This window comes from Yoonia ponticola, assembly GCF_014199395.1.
Classification (GTDB): Bacteria; Pseudomonadota; Alphaproteobacteria; order Rhodobacterales; family Rhodobacteraceae; genus Yoonia; species Yoonia ponticola.
On record NZ_JACIJM010000004.1, the window covers coordinates 347,575 to 366,032 of the forward strand.

The following is an 18,458-nucleotide window of genomic DNA, read 5'->3' on the forward strand; positions in this document are numbered from 1 at the left end:
CTCGGGACTATTCTTTGGTCGTGAGTTTAGACGACTATGTTGATTGACGAGTCGATGACCAAGCTAGTGTCATCGCCCAAGTCGTAGACGTTGTAGAGCTCATCATTGATCGTCTCAGTGCTGCTTACAGCCTTACCATCCAGTTCAGACATTGTGACAGTGTCATCCGCACCACCATGAATAACCAGCCTATCAGTATCAGGCGACAACGCTCGCAGTTGGTCAACCGTGATTTCAAGGCTCACGCCATTGGTAGTTTCAAGGTTAATTTCGGCGATGTTGAAGTTGTCCAGTGCACCCGCTTCAAGGTCTACAGGGTTGTTGTCTTGCAACACAACCAACGTAGAGGTGGAGTTTCCTGCGGAATCGTTATTGGTAACGATAAGGTGTGAACCATCAGGAATTTCACTTCCAACCTTAACCTTGAAGTCTACGGGACCAGTGTTGTCTCGCAGATTTACGTCAGTCGCATTATCTGCGCCATTAACGAATTGCGCAAATGTAGGGTCAACAACCCCATTCTCACCCAATTCAATAAGAGATGCCCCAGCATCTTGCGTACCAACAAGAACAATATCAGCCGCATCAGGTGCAACCAAATCAACCTCAACCGTGTCGCTGATCGATTTCACGTTACCAGCCGCATCAGTCGCATTCACGATGATATCTGTTGTGAACAGGTCTGCCTCACCCGCTGCTGCAGTCGCAATGTCTGCTTCAGAGAACGTCACAGTCCAGTTGCCGTTGGTGTCCACAGTCGCAGTTTGCGGAACACCACCAAAGCTGACAACAACTGTCGAGCCTTTTTCGACAACACCCGTCAGCGTCACACCGTCAGTTGCTTCGGCTTTGTTGACAACGTCGTCGCCTGCAATCACCTGATCGCTCGCGTCAACGACGCCTGCGTCGTTTGTAAAATCAAGTTTGTTTACATACGTGTCGTACTTGATGGATGTAGATGCCGGTTTGCTGTTACCAGCCGCGTCGGTTGCGACAACACTGACAGCAACATTGCCTTCAGCATCCGTTGGAATGTTTGATCCAGCGTAGTTGGTCATCCAGACGCCGTTGCTGCCTGCGACGACAGTATCAAGCACTTCACCAGCAACAGTCACGACAACAGTTGCACCCGCGTCAGTCTGACCGGACAATACGATTGTATCACCCTTCTCAGTTGCGTTTACGGTGTTATCCACAACGTCAGAGTTGCCGCCGTTATGGCCCACAGTCACGTTGATTTCGGTGTCGATTGTGATCGAACCAGTTGCTGTGTCAGTGTTGCCAACCGCATCTGTAGATGTCGCGGTCACAGGAACGTCATGCAGCTGACCTGTTGGCACCTCTTCACTTGTGAAGCTTGCGGTCCATTCACCCGTAGATGTCGCCGTCACAGTTTTGGAAACCGCGCCAGTGCCTGTGCCAAGCGTCACAACAACCGTTGCATTCGCCTCAGCAGTCCCGTCCAGCGCAAGGCCAGTGCCGTGCTCTGCTGCGTTGATGACACCATCAGTGCCGCCAGCTGTATCATCCAGCGTGATTTCAGTGACCGTATCAACATTCACCGTACCGGATGTAGATGCTGTGTTGCCGTAGGCGTCCACTGCATTCACGTCGATTTCCAGATCGTATTCACCCTGCGGAATCACACCAGCCGCAACATCAAGCGACCAAGTAGAGCCGTCGATCGTAGCGTCGTAGGTTTGACCCTCGAATGTCACAGTCACGGATGTTGAACCAGCTTCGACAGTACCAGTCAGCTTAAAGCCGTCTGATTCCTCAACAAAGTTGATTTGGCCGTTATCTTCGACAATGGCTGTGTTGATAGTGACGGACGCAACAGTGTCCAGAACCACAACGTCAGTCGAAGACGCAGAACCGCCGCCGTTTGTCAGCGTGACAACAACGCCCGTCTCATATTCACCGCCGTCGATTTCACCAGGTGTGAAGTCAACAGTCCAGTTGCCCTCGGCATCTGTTGTGATGTCTTTGGTAACTTCACCGATGGTGATTGTACCGGATGTGTTTGGTGTGCCTGTACCGCCGATAGTGACACCGTCTTGGTAGTCGTCATCGTTGACAGTGTGGCCAGCCGTTTTTGTACCAGTTGTGATCTCTACAACAGGTGGATCAACCGGATCGGTTGGGTCCGTAGGATCAGTTGGGTCTGTAGGGTCCGTCGGATCGGTCGGGTCCGTAGGATCGGTTGGATCAGTCGGATCGGTAGGATCGGTAGGATCACCATCGCCACCACCGTCACCGCCGCCGCCAGCAACGCCGCCGTCGTCATCATCGCCGTCACCACCGCCGCTGCCGCCGCCAGTACCAGCAAGCAACAAGCCACCGCCAAGTGCTGCTGCACCCGCGCCAAGCATCGGAAGACCGGCAATACCGCCCAAGAACGCGCCGCCAAGCTGGCTGGCCGCTGCTTCGTCAGCAGGCACAACACCGGCCAACTGCACGTCGGAACCGCGTACAAAGTAAAGATCGTCGTCAGGGCTCCATTTACCAAAGCTGTCTGCGTCGACGTATTGCGCGAACAACAAGTTGCCCTCGCCCGCGACCAATTCAGCCTGCGCCAATGTGCCGTTAGAAGAGATAAAGAGGTCGGCAACTGGTGTGCCTTCAGGAGTAAAGAAACCCTCGACCGTCAAAACAGTCCCGTCCACAAGCGTGACCTGCAAGGCCTGACCTTGACGCACGTAGGAAAGAATGTCCCCACGGTTCAGGTTCAGCGAGACATCTTGGCCCGCACCTACAACCAGTGAATTACCGTCAGCCCCACCAAGGGACCCACGTTGAGAAACGCCCGCGTCACCGCGAACAACGAAATCAATCGCTGACATAATACTATACTCCGCCTCGAATGCGTCTCCTCTTACGGGACACGCTTATTTTGATTACCGAGAGGTTAGCTGGACGGATTCACCAAATCTAGGGGGAAAATGTCATACTTTCGCCCGATTCATCCGACCTGCGGCACGATTACCACTATTTACGATAGTTCCCCCAGTAAATCCTCAGGCGGCTCATCGCCTTCGTTTACAGGGGTTTTTATGTAATAAAGTTTCGCGTTGATGATCGCGCCCCACAAAATCAGGTAGGCGCTGATGTAGAGCCACAGCAGCATACCAATCACCGCCCCAATCGAGCCATAAACCTCGTTGTAGCTCGCGAAATTGGTCAGATAGAACGACAATCCAGCCGAGGCACCAATCCACACGACGACGACAATAGCAGCGCCTAGGGTGATCCACGGCCTGCGGTGCGGCTTCATATTGGGACCGTAACGGTACAAAAGGCTCAGGCCCCCGAACAGCACGGTCAATGCGATCAACCAGCGCACGGCCTCCAGCGCCCACGCCGTGAACAGTGGCATCGGCACATAGGCCAGAATCACTGGCGTCACGACGACCGACATCAAAGCAACTGTCGCCAACATCACCAGCGACGCGGTCAGCAACAAGGCCACGAACATCTGCTTGAAGCCGTTGCGCAAGGGTGCCCCCTCAATCGCATTAATCCCGCTCATCAACGCGCCCACAGCGGCACGCGACGACCACAGCGCCAGCATGATCGACACAAATGTCGCCCACCCCAACGCATCGGACCGCGCACTTAGCAGGCTTTTGATCTGCGCCTCAAAGATACCGTAGGCCCCTGCTGGGATCACATCACGCATCAATTCCAACTGGTCGGACACAGCCACCGGATCGGCAATCAATCCAAACACAGCAATCACGGCAGCAATCCCCGGAAACACACCAAACATCCCAAAGAACGCAACGCCCGCCGCGATCAATCCGATGTGGCGTTTGCCGGCCTCAGTCCAAACACTATACGCAGTATGCCAAACCTTGAGTACTTGTTGCAAAACCATCTCCGATACATACCTGAAACCTAGGCCCTATTTACCTAGGGCAAATTTCGGCGTTTTTCCACTCGAAGTTGAAATTAGCCGGAACAGGATAAAATTCCGCACGATTTCAAAGGGCTCTGGCGCGACCTTAATCCACCCGCCAAAACACCTGCGCCGAAAATGCGCGCAACGGCAAACAAAGTGTTTTCGCCCGCGTCATTCGCGCCTAGACTCGTGGAAAAACAGGCAGTCCACGTGAAAAATATTACCCAACAAGTCAGCCTTCTGGCCGATAAAATCCACGAGATGCGGGCAGATCAGCCCCGCGTGATGGTCGCTATCGCAGGGGCCCCCGGCAGCGGCAAATCTACGCTGGCATCCGAAGTCGCACGGCGGCTCAACCAGCAAAAATGCGCAGCGATTGTGGTGCCGATGGACGGTTTCCACCTCGATAACGCGATCCTCAGCGCACGGGAAATCCTGCTGAAAAAGGGCGCGCCCGAAACCTTTGACGCGGACGGCTTTGTCACTATGATCAAACGCCTACACGCCAAAGCTGATGTAATCGCACCCACCTTTGACCGCAGCCGCGACATCGCCATCGCTGGGGCATTGCATATCCCACCCACAGCACCCGTCATCATCGCCGAAGGCAACTACCTGATGTTCAACGAGGCCCCATGGGACAGCCTCACCCCGCTGTGGGATCTGACTGTGCGGCTGGACGTCCCTATGGACGAGTTGCGCGGCAGACTGATCCAGCGCTGGTTGAATCAGAACCTGTCGCGGGCCGCGGCCACCCGCCGCGCGGAAAGCAACGACATCCCGAATGCCAAACGGATCATTGAAAACGCCCTGACCTGCGACATATCTCTTTAATTATGGGAAAATCGAAAATCATTTCCCCATAGCCACGTAAGGCCCACTGCTTTATGAACTCATGACTCGTCGCAAAAGGACTGCCATCCGTGTTGCCGTCTACAGATCTCATCGCTTGCCCACACTGCGATACACTGCATTCCAATGCGTCACTGCCCGAAGGGGCAAAAGCGTATTGCGTGCGCTGTGGCGTGGTCCTGAAACAAGAGCGCAGTACCGCGATTGTCAGCGTGCTGGCCTTGGCGATGTCTTCGTTTTTCCTGATGGTTGCGGCGATCAGCTTTCCATTTCTGAACGTCTCTGTGGCGGGCCAGTCGAATAGTACCTCCGTGATCGGGGCGGTCATGGCCTTTTCAGAAACCTTCACCCTGCCGCTCGCTGCGGCCGTTGCGGGCTTTATCATTTTTCTGCCATTGATGCGGCTTGGCGCGATCATCTTTGCGGTGACGCCGCTTGCCACAGGCAGCACACCGACACGCGCCGCACAATCCGCCTTTGGCCTCGCCGAGGCGTTGCGTCCGTGGTCCATGGCCGAGATTTTTATCGTTGGCGTGGCCGTCGCACTGGTCAAAGTCGCGGGTCTTGCAACCATCGCATTTGGCCCCGCGTTCTGGGCTTTCACCCTTCTTGTTGTTCTGACCGCTTGGCAGGACACGCTCATTTGTAGGTATTCAATATGGCGGGCACTGGACACACAGCAGGTCTGATCACCGCCCGCGAAGCCGGGTTGGTCGCTTGCCGTCGCTGCGGACAGGTGCAGGAACAAGACGTCGTGTCTTGCCCGCGCTGTCACGCGACACTGCACAGCCGTGCGCCCGATAGCCTGCAAAAGGTCTGGGCGTGGCTGGTGGCCGGACTGGTCATGTTCATTCCGGCCAACGTTTATCCGATGTTAATCACGGATCAGCTAGGGTCGCACAGCGAAAGCACGATCCTTGGCGGTGTTGTCGATCTGATGCACCACCACGCTTACGGGATCGCGACCATCGTTTTTGTGGCCTCGATCATCATTCCGGTGGGTAAATTCATGGCCATTGCCTATCTCGCGATCAGCGTGCAGCGCAAATGGGTGCTGAACATGCACCAACGCCACAAACTCTTTGACGCGGTCGAATTCATTGGCCGCTGGTCGATGATCGACGTGTTCGTTGTCGCCATTCTTTCGGCCCTTGTCCAACTGGACTCGTTGGCTTCCATCAATCCCGGCATTGCCGCGATCAGTTTTGCTTTGTCGGTTGTATTCACAATGCTTTCCGCACAAAGCTTTGACCCACGTCTCATTTGGGACGCAGATAGGGCAGACGCCACATGACAGATACGCCATCCCCCGCACAACTTGACGTCCGCGAAGCAGGACCGCGCAAGCGGTCACGGATCAGTTGGATCTGGCTTGTGCCGATTGCAGCCCTTGGGGTGATCCTCAGCGTGGCATGGTCCACCTATCAGGATCGCGGCATCCTGATCGAAATCGAATTCGAAAACGGGTCGGGTATCAGCAAGGAAACGCCGCTGAAATACCGCGACATCACCGTCGGACTGGTCGAAAAGGTCAGCTTTGCGGACAATCTCGAAGTTGTGCTGGTGCATGTGCGCGTGGACAAAGACATCGCGCCCTACCTTGATGATGACGCGATCTTTTGGGTCGTGCGCCCTGACGTGACGCTGCGCGGCGTGTCCGGCTTGGATACGGTGCTGTCCGGTGCCTATATCGCAGGCAAATGGGACACCGAAGCGGACGTTGACCAACGCGAATTCATCGGCCTCGAAGACCCGCCATTGCTGGCGACCAACGACGCGGGCTCTGAAATCGTGCTGCGCGCACCCACTGGTGCGTCACTGGCCCAAGGTGCGCCAATCCTGCACAAAGGCTTGCAGGTTGGGTTCCTTGACGAACCCGTGCTTGATCCAAACGGCAACGGCGTGATCGTGTCGGCCTTTATCGAAGAACAATACGCACGCCTCGTGACCACCAACACACGGTTCTGGGACACCTCCGGTTTCTCGGTCTCTGTGGGTGCATCCGGTCTGGCGCTGAACGTGGACAGCATCGCATCGCTGATTGAGGGCGGTATCGCCTTTGATACGGTCGTGTCCGGTGGCGAACCACTGGGCCAAGGTCCGCGCGTTGATACATTTGACCTGTTCGACAGCGAACAAGCCGCCCGCGAAAGCCTGTTCGAAAGCCCTGATCGCAATACCATGACCGTGGGCATCCTGTTTGACGAAACCGTCAACGGTCTGCGCCAAGGCTCTGCTGTGAAATACCAAGGCGTGAACGTCGGTGAAGTCTCTGCAATCAACGCCATTGTGGTCGAAGAAAACGGCAACAACCGTGTGCGTCTGCGCACCACGCTTGGGCTGTCCCCGTCCCGCTTGGGCATCTCGGACGACACCACCGACGAAGACGCGATGCAGATTTTCGCAAGCTTTGTGGCCCAAGGGATGCGGGCGCGGCTGGTCACAGGCAACATCCTGACCGGTGCGCTCGAGGTTGAACTGGTGGACGTGGAAAACGCGGACCTGATGTTCCTCGACCCGCTGCGCGAGCCTTTCCCGATCATCCCGACAACCGAATCCTTGGTGTCTGACGTCTCTGCCACCGCTGAAGGCGTGTTGGACCGGATCAACAATCTGCCGATCGAGGAATTGATGCAAGGGGCCGTTGATCTGATGGCCAGCATCGAGGCACTTGCCACCGATGGCGACCTGAAAGCGGCACCGCTCGAATTGCGGACCATTCTGGCCGACATCAGCACCATCATCGCGTCCGACGGCATCCAAGGCGCACCAGACACGCTGCAAACCTCGCTTGAAGGCATCCAAGAGGTTGTGGCCGAAATCGCAACCATCGTAGCATCAGCGACCGAAGCTGACCTCGTGGGCACCTTGTCTGACACGCTGAACACCGCCAACGACACCGTTGCCACCATCGGCACCGCGTCAGAGGCCCTGCCCGACATTATCGCAGAACTTCAGGCGCTTGCGTCCAAAGCCAACGCGCTTGAGGTCGAAGCACTGCTCGCGCAGACCAACCAGACGCTGGCCAATATCGACGCGATCCTTGTGGATGAAACCACCACCGCGATCCCTGCGACGGTCACAGCAGCACTGGACGAAATTCGCGGGCTGGTCACAGACGTGCGCGAAGGTGGTGCTGTTGAGAACCTAACGGCGGCACTGGAAGACACCAGCACAGCCGCGCAAGCGATATCCGAGAGCGTTGAAACCCTGCCAGAACTCGCGGCACGGGCGACCAACCTTGTGGCACAGCTAGAGGCCGCGACCGCCAACCTGCCGCAGATCACAGCGCAGATTGAACAGTTGACGATCAAAGCCAACAGCGTGGAAATCGACGACCTCGTCGCCCAAGCCACGCAAACGCTGGACACCATCGACGGCATCTTGCTGACCGAAGGCGCAAACGAACTGCCAGCCGCACTGACAGGCGCATTGGACGAGTTGAACGTCTTCCTCGCCACTGTGCGCGAAGGTGGGGCAGTCGAAAACGTCAACGCAGCGCTTGCAGCCGCAGCCCAAGCCGCGACATCCATCGACACTGCCGCACGCGGCCTGCCGGGTCTGTCCACCGAAACATCGCGGCTGGTCAACACGATCAACGCGGTCGCGGGCGCATATGGCGAACAATCGCGGTTCTCGAACGACACCGCCGCAACCCTGCGCGATATTCAGGCCGCAGCCGACGCTGTGACCTCGCTTGCGCGGACCATTCAACGTAATCCTTCTTCACTGCTGACAGGGCGATAACATCATGATTAAACCACTTTTCTTGACGCTGGCCCTGACTGCGGTTGCAGCCTGTTCCGGCCCCACCAATCGGGTCGAAATGACACCGCTGAATTCGACGCTGGACCTACGTGCAAACGTCAGTTCTGCCATCGTGCGGACGGTATCGCTGCCCAGCTACGCAGCCTCTGACGAGATTTCCATCGAAAGCCCCGAGGGCCTGATCACCACCAACGGCGACGTGCTCTGGGCGGATGAACCGGAACGGGCGACGACGCTGACCATCTCGCGGCACTTGAACGACATTCTGTCGGCCACCGTTGGCCCCGATCCGTGGCCATTCGCGGGCATCCCTGATGTGACGATTGAAGTACGCGTCGAAGAAATGCTGGCAGGCAACGACGGTATTTTCACCCTGCGCGGTCAGTACTTTATCGGCGGCGACGGTATCGACTACCGCAACACAGCACGCAACTTTGCCTTCACCACGCCCGTCATCAGCGAAGGTCTGAACGGCATCGCGCGCGCACAGTCGCAAGTGGTGCTAGAGCTTGCTGAAGACATCGCCCGCGTGCTGTCACGCTAGACCAGACAGATTCAGGCATCCCCCACGCGAGGGGTGCCTGCCCCCAATCTTCCACATTTCAATCGCCCACAAAAAAGCCGCGCACCCAAGGTACGCGGCTTTTGTCATTCTCTGATCAGTCTCAGGTCCGGATACGCTGCTCTGTTTCGCCGTCGAACAGGTACAGACGCGACGGATCAACGGTTAGCCCGATTGTTTCGCCGTCAGCCACACGGTCATCGCCACGTTGTTCAATCACGATCCGTTCGCCAGTGTCGCCCACCAGATAAGCATAAGACACACCACCAAGACTTTCGACCATATCAACGCGCAGCGCCGTGCCGTTTGGATCAACCTCTAGGTGTTCAGGCCGCAGGCCAACTGTCACCGCGTGGCCTTTGTATGCCGTGGACAAGCCCGCCGGAATAACCATGCCAAGTCCGGCCACTGCGACGCCGCCGTCCACAACCTTACCGTCCAAGAAATTCATCGCAGGCGATCCGATAAAGCCCGCCACGAATTTGTTGTCTGGGTCGCGGTATAGCTCCATCGGTGCGCCGACTTGTTCGATCACACCTTTGCGTAGCACCACGATTTTGTCGGCAAGCGTCATCGCTTCGACCTGATCGTGGGTCACGTAGATCATCGTCGCACCGATTTCCTTGTGCAAACGCGCGATCTCGACCCGCATTTCAACGCGCAATTCAGCGTCGAGGTTGGACAATGGTTCGTCAAACAGGAATACATCGGGACCGCGCACAATCGCGCGACCAATAGAGACACGCTGACGCTGACCACCGGATAAAGCGGCAGGTTTGCGGTCCAGATAATCCTCAAGCTTGAGAATACGGGTCGCCTCGGCCACCTTTGCTTCGATCTCGGCCTTTGGGTGGCCGTTCATCTTGAGGCCGAACCCCATGTTATCTTTGACCGTCATATGCGGATACAAAGCGTAGGTTTGGAACACCATCGCCACGCCGCGCTGGGATGGGTCCATCCGCGTGACGTCACGTTCTCCGATGTGCATCGACCCTTTGGTGGTCTCTTCAAGTCCGGCAACCATCCGCAACAATGTCGATTTGCCACAGCCCGACGGGCCTACAAAAACGCAGAATTCGCCGTCTTCAATTTCCAGATCAATGCCATGGATCACTTGGACATCGCCATATTTCTTGATGACGTTATGTAGTGTAACACCTGCCATATGTGTCTCCCCCTCACGAATGTTGCTGCGCGATTGCGCCCGAAATTTGGATGGTCGCCCGCACTGACCTCTGCACTAGATACGCTAGGCGTTTGATGTGCAACTTGAACAGGACTAACCTCGACCTGTTGACAACACTACGCGAGTCGCGCTTTAGTTTCAATATTCAAAACCTAGTTCCACATATTGAAACTCAATGACGGACCTCAGGCGGAATACAGACGGAAGCACCTAGGGAGGACACAATGCGTTCCATCATGAAAACATCTTTTGCAGCCCTTGCAGCAGCAAGCATCGTAGCCACAGCGGCATTTGCCGAAGGCGACGCACTGACAGGCGACCTGAATATCACGGCCGACATGTCCAATCCTGCGCCACGCGCGGTGATCGAAGGGCTTGTCGCTGATTTCGGCGCCTTGCACCCGGACCTGAACATCGAGCTGACGGTCGTTGATCGTGACGCTTGGAAAACCCAAATCCGTAACGCGCTGACAGCCAACGCACCTGACGTTGTGAACTGGTACGCGGCCAACCGGATGGGCCCATACGTCGAAGCTGGCTTGTTCGAAGACGTCTCTGACATGTACGAAGACGGCTCGCTCGAAGGTCTCGACGCTGTGAAAAGCGCGCTGACCATCGACGGCAAACAATGGGGTGTGCCTTACACATACTACCAATGGGGCGTCTACTACCGCGAAGACATCTACAAAGAACTTGGCATCACCGAGCCCACCACATGGGAAGAAGAACTGGCCAACTGCGAAAAGATCGTCGCATCCGGTCGGGTTTGCTACACCATCGGGACCAAATTCCTTTGGACGGCTGGCGGCTGGTTCGACTACATGAACATGCGGACCAACGGCTTTGACTTCCACATGCAACTGGCCCGCGGCGAAGTCGCATGGACAGATGACCGTGTACGTCAAACATTCGCCAACTGGCGTCAGCTGATCGACATGGGCGGCTTCGTTGAAGACCACCAATCTTATAGCTGGCAAGAAGCGCTGAACTTTATGGTAGACGGCGACGCAGCCGCATACCTGATGGGTAACTTTGCGGTCGCACCATTACGCGAAGCAGGCCTGACAGACGATCAAATCGACTTCTACCAGTTCCCGACTATCGGCGATTTCCCACAGGGCGAAGACGCACCGACGGATACATTCCACATCCCGTCGCAAGCCACCAACAAAGACAACGCACGTGCGTTCCTGGCCTATGTGACGTCCACTGACGTACAAACAGCCATCAACGCAGGTGACGCGCTTGGTCAGTTGCCAGTCAACGCAAACGCAAGCGTCGATGCTGACGAATTCCTAGAGCAAGGCTTCGAGATGCTGTCCACAAACGCCCCGGGCGGCGTGGCACAATTCTTTGACCGTGACTTCCCGGCTGAAATGGCCAGCGTTGGCATGGAAGGTCTGCAAGAATTCATGGTGTTCCCGGATAACCTCGACGATATCCTGGCCCGTCTGGAAGATGCAGCAGAACGCGTCTACGACAAGTAACATAACACACGGACGGGCCACATCGGCCCGTCCCCCACCCCTTAATCCATCCGCAAGGCGATCCGGCCTTTCGCATGTGTTGAGACCTGAATTCAGAGGGAGACGGCCATGGCATTTGCCACCACACCCACCGCATCCACCAACCGCGGCTGGTATAAACGCAACGAGATCGCGATCACGCCTTGGCTGTTCCTGATCCTGCCAATCCTGTTCTTCGCGGTCTACGTGATTATCCCGATCGGCCAATCGTTCTGGATCTCGTTCCACGAATGGGACGGCTTGGGCGAAAAAACCTATGTCGGGCTTGCCAACTACGAACGGCTACTGACCGACGACCGCAAATTCGGCATCTCGTTCTGGAACAACCTGAAATGGCTGGTGCTCTACCTGCTGGCGATCCCGATGGGCCTGTTCATCTCGCTGTTCCTGAACCAAACAGTCGCGGGCATCCGGCTCTATAAGTCGCTGTTCTTCTTCCCCTTTGTGATCTCCCAAGTCGTCGTGGGCCTTGTGTTCTCGTGGTTCTACTTCCCCAACTTCGGGTTGTTCACCGTGATCCTCGACCTGTTCGGGTTAGAGATCAAAGGCGGCGTGCTCGGCAATCCGAACACCGCGACCTACGGCATCATCGCCGCAGGACTGTGGCCACAAACGGCATATTGCATGATCTTGTACCTCACAGGGCTGAACTCTGTTGACCCAGAACAAGTCGAAGCCGCACGGCTCGACGGCGCAAAAGGGTACAAAATGCTGTGGTATGTGATCCTGCCACAACTCAAACCAGCAACCTTCATCGCCTTTGTCGTGACCATCATCGGGGCGCTGCGGTCCTTTGACCTGATCTCGGTCATGACCAACGGCGGGCCCTTCGGGTCAACCCGCGTGCTGTCCTTCTACATGTTCGAAGAATCCCTGTCAGAATTCGGCTTCCGCATGGGCTACGGGGCGGCCATCGCTGTGGTGCTGTTCTTCCTGATGCTGTTCTTCATCGTCTACTTCTTGTGGTCGATGTACCAAGACGAAAAAGGGGGGCATTAAGATGTTTCCAACACCCATCGAAAAGACATCGCGGTCGTGGCAGATTTCTTACCAGATCATCCTGCCCATCGTGCTGATCATCTGGCTGCTGCCACTGATCGCAGTTGCGATGTTCTCGATCAAACCGGACTCGGATTTTGCCAATGGCAACTACTGGGGCCTGCCGTCATCGTTTGAATTCTTCAGCAACTACGGCAAAGTGTTCTTCGAATCCAACATGCCAAGATACCTGCTGAACTCGGTGTTCATCACGATCCCCACCGTGATCGGGGCCGTGGCCCTATCGGCCATGGCGGGCTTTGCACTCGGCGTCTACAAATTCAAAGGCAACCTGCTGATCTTCTTCATGTTCATCGCGGGTAACTTTGTGCCGTTCCAAATCCTGATGGTGCCGGTGCGCGACCTGACAATCTCGATGGGTCTCTACGACACCGTGCAGGGCCTCGTCTTGTTCCACATCGCATTCCAAACGGGTTTCTGCACTTTGTTCATGCGGAACTTTATCAAAGCCCTGCCCTTCCCGCTGATCGAAGCAGCGCGCGTCGAAGGCGTCGCAGAATGGCGCATCTTCCTCTACGTGGTGCTGCCGCTGATGAAACCGGCACTCGCAGCACTCGCCGTGCTGATCTTCACCTTCATCTGGAACGATTACTTCTGGGCCGTGGTGCTGACACAAGGGCCAAACGCACAGCCCGTGACGGCAGGCATCACCGAATTCAACTCGCAATATCGGGCGGCCTATCACCTGATGTCTGCAGGCTCGATCGTGGCGGCACTGCCACCGGTGGCGATGTTCTTCTTGATGCAAAAACACTTCATTGCAGGCCTCACACTCGGCGCGGTCAAATAAACAACGGGGCGCCAAACCAAGGCGCCCCTTTTCGCTTCTTTGGCTCCTTCAATATCCCGGGGGCATGGGGGCTGGCCCCCACCCGAATTTTCGCAAAAATTCGCAAACCACCCCAAAGTCCGACACAGCGGTGCATAGGTTGTGCACGCCTTGTGCACGCAAATCACACCCCAAAACCCACGCATCTCCGCCCGAAACACGCACCCCGAATTTTCGCGAAAATTCGACACTGACCATAAAAAAGGCGCCCACATCTCGTAGGCGCCCCACCCCCTCGGGCCTTATCAAATCGTAAACACAACGCACGTCTTCCCCGCGGGGAAGGTTTCACTCAGAAATCAAGCGTCACCGCTTGGCCGGTCCGCGCGGATTCCTGCGCCGCCAACCCAATCGCCACAGCCTTCATCCCGTCATCCGCCGTGACTTCCACGATGCCTTCGCCGCGCACAACGGCGTTAAAGCGTTGGTGCTGGTAGAACGTCGACCCGTTGTGATCGCCAGCTGCAAGCAGCGTCGGATCAACCGGAATCTCGGACGTAAACGGGCCCTTGGGGGCGCGTGGCGAGATAATTAGCTGCGGCACAGGTGCATCGCCCAATGCCTTCGGCCAGAACCGACCCGGCCCCGGCACAAGCGCTTCGATCTTGGCCTTTGGCCCCACCGCGATGATCTCTTCTTGGTAGCGCGATCCTTCGGCGAACATGCACAATTCCAACATCGCACGCGCCCCGCCTTTGAAGTCGATAATCACATAGCCATGGTCCCAAATGTCTGGCGTCTCGTCGTCATAGCGTTCCTCAAGGTGGTTAACCCCCTGCCCCGCAGAGGCCATCACACGCACGGGTTCGTCCTTTAAAATCAAGCGCATCAGATCAAAAAAATGACAGCATTTCTCGACCAAAGTCCCGCCCGTTTTCGCGTTAAAGCGGTTCCAATCGCCGATTTTCGGCAGGAACGGAAAGCGGTGTTCGCGCACAGTCAGCATCTTGATGCCGCCCGTCGTCTGCTCTGCCTGCTCGATCAGCGCCGCCACAGGCGGCATATACCGGTACTCCATCGCGACCCAAAACGGCGCAGGATAATCTGCGGCCAAAGCGGCAATATCACCCGCCTGTGCAGGGTCCGTATAGATCGGTTTCTCGCAGAGCACGGGCAGCGGACGGGTCGCAGCGATGATCTTCATCTGGTCCACATGCAGGTAGTTCGGGCTGACGATCACCAGCGCGTCGATGTTCTTAAACGCCAGCAAATCCTCAAGAGTTTCAGCCACATAAGCCTCGCCCGCCAAATCAGCCGCTGTTTGCGCCAACTCGCGCACCGGATCAAAGACCGCTGTGACTTTGCCATGCGGCAACAAGCCGATATTCTGGATGTGCTCGCGGGCCATCATCCCGCACCCGATAATCCCGTAGTTGACCATTTCCAACGTCGTCATCCTTTTCCGAGGCGCGAAATATAGCGCGCCTTGTTGTAATCGAACCATGTCTTTGAAATCTCGGCAGCAGTCCCCGCCGCATCATAACTGATCCGTTCAATATATCCGGCCATCTGACCGGCCATTATGGGGTAGTCCGCACCGCCCCACTCAGGGACCGCAGCCACGCCGATTTCGTCCACAGCGGACCCGATCAAAAGACCCAAATCGTTGCGGTAAAAGTGGTAAAGCGACTCGCTCAGATCATCGGCCGTGATCCGGTCGCGGTATGATCCATCGAGCCAGATTTCCTCTAGCGCTATCGCTTTGCCGTCCAACGACCGCACGCGCCTGATCCTATGGCCCTCGGACGCACTGCCAAAGGCGGGCATATCCGCCGTTTTCCCCAAGCGATCCACCGACAATATCCGCGCTGTGGGCAAGCCGCCGCCGCCGATAAGCTCCAGCCGGAACATCGCATAGACGGACGCCACATCGGTCTGAAAACGCACGTAGTTTCCCGACCCCTGCACACGGTGCAACATGCCTTTGCCTTCAAGGTCGCTGAGCGCTTTGCGCAAGGTTCCGACCGAGATGCCTAGCTCTGCTGCCATGTCCCGTTCGGGGGCCAAACGCGCCCCGTCGATCAAGTGACCTGCGGCGATTTCGCGGATCAGCATTTCGCTGACCTGAATGTATTTTGGTAATGACGACGCGTCCGCCATGATGGCCCCTTCCGTGTCAAAGCCAAATTGATGCACCATTGATGCACACAATCCGGCGTGTTAGGCAAGAGGTAACACAGCCCAGCCAGAGGTGGAATCGATGACTATTGTACCAATCACCAGCCCCGATCTTGATGCCGCAGAGGTATCTTGGTTTTCTGCATTGTGTTCAGATGATTACCAGTTTTTAGGTGTGCCGGATACGGACCTGAAATCGACGTGGGAGCACTGCCGTGACATCGGTTTGACGGCTGAAAAGCAGGGCTTCAGAAACATCCTTGCACCCTCGTCCTATCAGGTTGGCCAAGACACATTGTCTTATGTGGCAGGCATGGCGCCGCTGACCGAAAAGATTAATTTTCTAGCCGCGATCCGCTGTGGTGAGGTGCAACCGATCATGCTGGCACGCACGATTGCGACGCTGGATCACATGCTCAAAGGTCGCCTCACCCTGAACGTGATCTCATCGGATTTTCCGGGTGAAGTCGCCCCGTCTCCTTACCGTTACAAACGTAGCCACGAGGTTGTGCAAATCCTGCGTCAAGCGTGGACGCAAGACGAGATCACGCACCACGGCGACGTCTATGACTTTGACAAAGTCCCAACTGGCCCCGCGAAACCATATCAGCAAAATGGCGGCCCATTGTTGTATTTTGGCGGCTACTCACCCGATGCGTTGGAACTGTGCGGGGCGCAGTGTGACGTCTATCTGATGTGGCCTGAAACGCAGGATGTTTTAGCCCAACGAATGAAGGACGTTCATGCCCGTGCAGCGGCGCATAACCGCACGCTGGACTACGGTTTGCGCGTCCATATGATCGTGCGCGACACCGAGGCTGAGGCCAAGGAATACGCCGATTATATCGCCAGCAAGTTGGACGACGAATACGGCAAATTGATCCGTGACCGCGCGCACGACAGCATCTCGCTTGGTGTGGCGCATCAGGCGAAAGCCCGCGAATTGGCTGACAAATTCGGCTACACCGAACCCGGCTTGTGGACTGGCGTTGGCCGTGCACGGTCTGGCTGTGGCGCCGCCTTGGTTGGGTCAACCGATCAAGTGTTGTCCAAGATCGAAAGCTATCAAAAAATGGGCATCCGCTCGTTTATCTTTTCGGGTTATCCGCATATCGCTGAGGCCGAACACTTTGGCAGCCGCGTCATGCCACACCTTAAAACATGCTCTCTGCCACATGCCTACGGGCGCGTGCCAGCAGAGACACCCGCAACACCACTAGGCACAGGACCACGCACATGAACCGCGTCGATATCACCAAAGACCTCTCGTTTTCCCGCATCGTTTACGGCATGTGGCGGCTGGCCGAGGCGTCAGATACATCACCCGCCCACGTTCAGGAAAAGATTGAAGCTTGCCTTGCGCAAGGCATCACAACAATGGACCAAGCCGACATTTACGGCGGCTATGAGGCCGAAGAAGTGTTGGGTGCAGCCTTGAAAGCCGCCCCTGCCCTGAAAGACAAAATCGAGATCGTGACCAAGTGCGATATCGTGGCCCCTGCTGGCCGTTATGCTGATGCGACGGGCAAATATTACGACACCTCTGCGGCGCATGTCACAGCGTCCGTAGATCATTCGCTGCGCCTGATGAACGTTGATAAAATCGACACGTTGCTGATCCACCGCCCCGATCCGTTCATGGATCACCACGAAACGGGTGCCGCATTGGACGCGCTTGTCGCATCTGGCAAAGTCCGCTCGGTGGGCGTCTCGAATTTCAAACTGCACGACTGGACGCTGCTGCAATCTGCGATGAAAACGCAGCTTGTGACCAACCAGATCGAGCTGTCCGTGACGGCAAACGCTGGCTTCACCAATGGCGATGTGGCGTATCTGCAGGAACGTGACGTGCCGATCATGGCATGGTCGCCGCTGGGTGGTGGCGCGTTGCTGACGTCCAATTCTGCGACCCGCGACCTGATGGGCGAAATTGGTGCCGCTCACGGTGTTGATGCAAGCGCTGTTGCAGTGGCGTGGCTTCTGGCGCATCCTGCAAATATCATGCCGGTGATGGGGACCAATAACCTAAGCCGGATCAAAGCGTTATCAGATGCGTTTAAGGTCGATATGACACGGCAGGTTTGGTTCCAGCTTTACACCGCAGCTCTTGGCAATGAGGTTCCATAATGGACGCAGGCACAATCGCGACTTTCAATCCCAGTAGTGACCCAGACAGCTTTCGTGGCGCGTTAGGGGCATTTGTCACTGGCGTCACAGTGATCACAACCGACGGGCCTGAGGGGCCGGTGGCCATCGTCGCCAACAGCTTTGCCAGCGTATCGCTGGACCCGCCGTTGGTGTTGTGGTCGCCCGCCAAAGCGTCGAAACGGTTTGAACATTTCGCGGGATCGCGCCGCTTTGCTGTGCATATTCTGGCGGCAGATCAACGCGATATCTGTGCTGCGATCATCAAATCCAAGACCGCAATCAAGGACGTGCCGATGCATCTGTCCCACTGCGGCATGCCGATTATCGAAGGCGCATTGGCGACGTTTGAATGCTCGTTAGAGGCGACACATGACGCAGGCGATCACGTGATCGTCGTGGGCCGCGTGACCAAAGCGCAGCACAATGGCGGCGAGCCGCTGGTGTTTCACGGCGGCCAATACGGACAATTTGCGACGATCGACTAAGCCGGTTTCGTCTTTTAAATTCAG

General features: G+C 56.4%; 16 protein-coding genes. 11 read left to right on the top strand and 5 right to left on the bottom strand.

Translation table 11 applies throughout. The features are described from left to right. Nucleotides 1-26 precede the first annotated feature (26 nt). Together FHS72_RS09075 and FHS72_RS09080 are read right to left on the bottom strand one after the other, a co-directional pair. Nucleotides 27-2,843, bottom strand: coding sequence for a BapA/Bap/LapF family prefix-like domain-containing protein (locus tag FHS72_RS09075; protein WP_183528249.1), 2,817 nt, complete (start codon nucleotides 2,841-2,843; stop codon nucleotides 27-29). A gap of 149 nt (nucleotides 2,844-2,992) precedes the next feature. Then, complete coding sequence (locus FHS72_RS09080; RefSeq protein WP_246414603.1) at nucleotides 2,993-3,871, bottom strand: YihY/virulence factor BrkB family protein; 879 nt, start codon at nucleotides 3,869-3,871, stop codon at nucleotides 2,993-2,995. Nucleotides 3,872-4,111: 240 nt separating this feature from the next. On the opposite strand from FHS72_RS09080, the gene FHS72_RS09085 reads away from it, so the two are divergent. From FHS72_RS09085 to FHS72_RS09105, 5 genes are all read left to right on the top strand, one after another. Further along, the gene (locus FHS72_RS09085; RefSeq protein WP_343042666.1) at nucleotides 4,112-4,735 is read left to right on the top strand and encodes a nucleoside/nucleotide kinase family protein; all 624 of its coding nucleotides are present in this window, start codon (nucleotides 4,112-4,114) and stop codon (nucleotides 4,733-4,735) included. An 89-nt stretch (nucleotides 4,736-4,824) separates the two neighbouring features. After that, nucleotides 4,825-5,442, top strand: a complete 618-nt coding sequence (locus FHS72_RS09090) for a paraquat-inducible protein A (protein ID WP_343042667.1) — start codon at nucleotides 4,825-4,827, stop codon at nucleotides 5,440-5,442. Beyond that, on the top strand, nucleotides 5,412-6,047 hold the full coding sequence (locus FHS72_RS09095; RefSeq protein WP_183528256.1) for a paraquat-inducible protein A: 636 nt from the start codon (nucleotides 5,412-5,414) through the stop codon (nucleotides 6,045-6,047). The genes FHS72_RS09090 and FHS72_RS09095 overlap by 31 nt, the downstream gene beginning before the upstream one ends. Further along, nucleotides 6,044-8,500 carry an MlaD family protein gene (locus FHS72_RS09100; protein ID WP_183528258.1) on the top strand — a complete coding sequence of 819 codons (2,457 nt, stop codon included), beginning with the start codon at nucleotides 6,044-6,046 and terminating at the stop codon, nucleotides 8,498-8,500. The genes FHS72_RS09095 and FHS72_RS09100 overlap by 4 nt, the downstream gene beginning before the upstream one ends. A 4-nt stretch (nucleotides 8,501-8,504) precedes the next feature. Further along, nucleotides 8,505-9,065 carry a PqiC family protein gene (locus FHS72_RS09105; RefSeq protein ID WP_183528260.1) on the top strand — a complete coding sequence of 187 codons (561 nt, stop codon included), beginning with the start codon at nucleotides 8,505-8,507 and terminating at the stop codon, nucleotides 9,063-9,065. Between the two features lie 121 nt (nucleotides 9,066-9,186). Here FHS72_RS09105 and FHS72_RS09110 read toward each other — a convergent pair whose 3' ends face one another. Beyond that, nucleotides 9,187-10,248: an ABC transporter ATP-binding protein gene (locus FHS72_RS09110; RefSeq protein WP_183528262.1), complete on the bottom strand. Its 1,062-nt coding sequence runs from the start codon at nucleotides 10,246-10,248 to the stop codon at nucleotides 9,187-9,189. Between the two features lie 245 nt (nucleotides 10,249-10,493). Here FHS72_RS09110 and FHS72_RS09115 point away from each other — a divergent pair, with 245 nt between their 5' ends. From FHS72_RS09115 to FHS72_RS09125, 3 genes are all read left to right on the top strand, one after another. Further along, nucleotides 10,494-11,756, top strand: coding sequence for an ABC transporter substrate-binding protein (locus FHS72_RS09115; protein WP_183528264.1), 1,263 nt, complete (start codon nucleotides 10,494-10,496; stop codon nucleotides 11,754-11,756). A gap of 108 nt (nucleotides 11,757-11,864) precedes the next feature. Next, entirely contained in the window at nucleotides 11,865-12,794 is a 930-nt protein-coding gene (locus tag FHS72_RS09120; RefSeq protein WP_183528266.1) for a carbohydrate ABC transporter permease, read from the top strand. A gap of 1 nt (nucleotide 12,795) precedes the next feature. Further along, a complete protein-coding gene (locus FHS72_RS09125; protein WP_183528267.1) occupies nucleotides 12,796-13,644 on the top strand; it encodes a carbohydrate ABC transporter permease in 849 nt (282 codons plus the stop codon). A gap of 331 nt (nucleotides 13,645-13,975) precedes the next feature. Here the strand turns inward: FHS72_RS09125 and FHS72_RS09130 are convergent, their stop codons facing one another. Together FHS72_RS09130 and FHS72_RS09135 are read right to left on the bottom strand one after the other, a co-directional pair. Continuing rightward, nucleotides 13,976-15,079: a Gfo/Idh/MocA family protein gene (locus tag FHS72_RS09130; protein WP_246414605.1), complete on the bottom strand. Its 1,104-nt coding sequence runs from the start codon at nucleotides 15,077-15,079 to the stop codon at nucleotides 13,976-13,978. After that, a complete protein-coding gene (locus tag FHS72_RS09135) occupies nucleotides 15,076-15,783 on the bottom strand; it encodes a GntR family transcriptional regulator (protein ID WP_183528269.1) in 708 nt (235 codons plus the stop codon). Before FHS72_RS09135 ends, FHS72_RS09130 begins: the two co-directional genes overlap by 4 nt. A gap of 100 nt (nucleotides 15,784-15,883) precedes the next feature. Here FHS72_RS09135 and FHS72_RS09140 point away from each other — a divergent pair, with 100 nt between their 5' ends. The 3 genes from FHS72_RS09140 to FHS72_RS09150 are packed head-to-tail and all read left to right on the top strand — an operon-like array spanning nucleotide 15,884 to nucleotide 18,434. Then, entirely contained in the window at nucleotides 15,884-17,041 is a 1,158-nt protein-coding gene (locus tag FHS72_RS09140; protein WP_183528271.1) for an LLM class flavin-dependent oxidoreductase, read from the top strand. Then, nucleotides 17,038-17,928 carry an aldo/keto reductase gene (locus tag FHS72_RS09145; RefSeq protein ID WP_183528273.1) on the top strand — a complete coding sequence of 297 codons (891 nt, stop codon included), beginning with the start codon at nucleotides 17,038-17,040 and terminating at the stop codon, nucleotides 17,926-17,928. Before FHS72_RS09140 ends, FHS72_RS09145 begins: the two co-directional genes overlap by 4 nt. Next, nucleotides 17,928-18,434 carry a flavin reductase family protein gene (locus FHS72_RS09150; protein ID WP_183528275.1) on the top strand — a complete coding sequence of 169 codons (507 nt, stop codon included), beginning with the start codon at nucleotides 17,928-17,930 and terminating at the stop codon, nucleotides 18,432-18,434. Before FHS72_RS09145 ends, FHS72_RS09150 begins: the two co-directional genes overlap by 1 nt. Nucleotides 18,435-18,458: the final 24 nt, after the last annotated feature.